Annotated in this window: 3 protein-coding genes; all 3 read right to left on the bottom strand. The window is 33.4% G+C overall.

The annotated features are described in order from the left end of the window. Positions 1 to 125: 125 nt before the first annotated feature. Positions 126 to 410, bottom strand: coding sequence for a LysE family translocator (locus L2764_RS26715; RefSeq protein WP_312018395.1), 285 nt, complete (start codon positions 408 to 410; stop codon positions 126 to 128). A gap of 371 nt (positions 411 to 781) precedes the next feature. Beyond that, on the bottom strand, positions 782 to 1,831 hold the full coding sequence (locus tag L2764_RS26710) for a hypothetical protein (RefSeq protein WP_248943370.1): 1,050 nt from the start codon (positions 1,829 to 1,831) through the stop codon (positions 782 to 784). Between the two features lies 1 nt (position 1,832). Next, positions 1,833 to 2,399: a nucleoid-associated protein gene (locus tag L2764_RS26705; RefSeq protein WP_248943369.1), complete on the bottom strand. Its 567-nt coding sequence runs from the start codon at positions 2,397 to 2,399 to the stop codon at positions 1,833 to 1,835. Positions 2,400 to 2,511: the final 112 nt, after the last annotated feature.

Below are 2,511 nucleotides of genomic sequence, written 5' to 3'. Positions count from 1 at the left end.
ACAAACTCTTAGGGTCTCGCATAGGTTGCTCTCCTGTCTTTTGGTCGAGACTTGAGCCTACCTATACCGCGGTATAGGTGAAACCTATGCGAGTCACCCCGGCTCTGCCGGAGGTTTACCGTTTGTTAATTATTTAAGAAGCCTTTATTTATAAGGCTAAAGTTAGTTAAATTTTCAGTGATTCTAATGTGTCCAACTTGCAGGTTATTACGATACCACCTGAGTAGCATTTGAATACCCAAATAACTTAAATATAACGCGCCAACTATCTTTATAGCATAAGCAAGCATAGGGATTGATTGCATCAATTCCCCTAAACCAAAGGCTACGAGAAGTGTTTGCAAAACACCTGCGCTAAAGACACCAATAGATACCATAAACCCAGATTTGAAGCCTTTTGTAGAAGAAATAAGTGGAAATAAGAACTAAATCTGGGCCAGGTGAAATTGCTAGAAAGAAAATAGCAGTAAAAAATAAAGGTAAAATAGAAAAATCTATCATGCAAGTATCTCGATATTATTTAAGAGTGCTCACGCCCTAATAATGGGCAAAAAATTGTTGGCTAAAATGCTGAAGAACGAAAACAGCCAACTGTTTTTTTGTCCGTTTAAGCAACTTGTTATGCGAGTCCTAGAATAGCTTTCCAAGGTAGATTCCATGTAAATAAAGCTAAAATTAGTATAAATAGCGCTGCGCTCATTACGTAGAGCCAATTAAGGCAATTTTTTTGAAAATCATATCTTGTATCTAATTCTGACTGTATTTTTTTAATACTTTCGTATTATTCAGAATACTGATGCTTTAAACGTGTCATTTGACTTTGATACTCACTTTTTACAGCTGAAAGTGTATGTTTTTGGTTAGCTATAAGCATAAACATCATAATACTATAAATCGTAATTGAAATAGCTAATAAGAAGTTAGTCCAAAACGAAATGCCATCCACAACTGAACTCATTTTAAATGATGCTATTGCTAAAGATATTGGGATTCCTAGCATTTTAGTTTGAACAGATGAAAATATATCGTTTAGTTTTGTTAGATAGTCTCTCTTATTCTCTTCATACTCTTTTCTAACATCGTCAAAAGAGAATTCACTGACAAACAACTGGTAGTTTTCGTTAAACCTTTTGGAAAATTCACCAAAGTTTAGGAGTAAATAGTTTAATCTATCTTTCACTGGTATATTGATTAATAAGCCATACATAACTTCTTTGAATATGCTTATCTTTTGTTCCTTATGTGAATCATCTTTAAATAACGAGTCAACAATACTGTAGCCATCTAGTGCTTCATTTAAACTATCTGTAGTCAATATTATTGGGATGTCTAATCTAGACTTATGAAGAAAAACTAATTCATCAATTACTTTACTCGTGACTTTAGTAGAGTGATCGGCATTATCATTTAACAAATGCAAAAAACTACTAATATCGAAGAAGTGCTTTAGCTTCCCCTCTATTGAACCTGAAGGGAAGACGATTCCTTCTTGAAGTATTATGAAACTTTCAGGAGGGTACAACAAATTAGGTTTGAACGACAAAAAGTCAGCCCATTCATTGAATATGCTTAGATTTTTTTTCTTTAATTCTTCTGATGATAACTGTACCTTTACCATGTTACCTATGTTGGCAAATAAATCTGGTAACTCGATATACATTTCATTTAAAAAAAAAGATGAAATTGGGATGCCACTATCAATACAATCTGTTAATTGAACTATTGTATTTGAAGAGATTGTTACCAAAAACTCATAGCCTTCATCATTTTTATCAAATGAGAACTCTCGATTTAAATCCTTTAACTTTGTTAATAAAGTTAACTTATCCATTTTATGCTTCTTCTGTAGCCAGCTGTTCTTTTAGTTTAACCGGCACATCGGTTATTCGAATTTCTTGGTCATTTTCATTATAAAAAACACTAATATTTATTAGATCACTATCAAAGCTTAACGATAATTTTTTAGTCTTATCTGAGTAACGTGTAAGCCCTCTAAGAGCCGACTTTTCAATAGGAACTTCATTACTTAAGAAAAAAGGGTCATCTTGCGCTATTTCTAAAAAACGGCCATCTTCTTGAGGTGTAAAACTTGAATCAAGTAATTCTGATATTCGTTCTAAAAGTACAGGCTCCCCCTCATCTAACCATGTATTACAACGCTCAAATACAAATTGCTTAACATCTTCGGTTTTATCATCTGAAAAATCATTAACTGCACAATATTTCTTTGTAACCTGAACTAAGTTTTGAGTATTAGCACGCGCGCGAGTATATTCTTCACAGCCTACAAATTTTGCAAAGTATTCCGTTACATCTTTAGCTCCTCGCCCAATTCTAAATGCTATAAAGCGTGTTGATGTTCCAGATAACCATGCAGTGAGATTTATACGAGCTGCCATATGTAAGTGCTTAACTAAAAGTTATCGTATATTTTGACGGATAATTATCCATGATGTTTTTTACACTCTCTTTGAGTGCATCAAAAGTGATAAAATCATGGCAAGATAACCA

Source organism: Shewanella surugensis (assembly GCF_023284005.1).
GTDB classification, from domain to species: Bacteria; Pseudomonadota; Gammaproteobacteria; order Enterobacterales; family Shewanellaceae; genus Shewanella; species Shewanella surugensis.
Note: the sequence above shows the minus strand (reverse complement) of the source record. Positions and strands in the feature narration are given on the sequence as shown.

Excerpts from the sequence above, each read along its gene's own strand:
- L2764_RS26705 (WP_248943369.1), bottom strand. The coding sequence starts at position 2,399 with ATGGCAGCTCGTATAAATCTCACTGCATGGTTATCTGGAACATCAACA.
- L2764_RS26710 (WP_248943370.1), bottom strand. The coding sequence starts at position 1,831 with ATGGATAAGTTAACTTTATTAACAAAGTTAAAGGATTTAAATCGAGAG.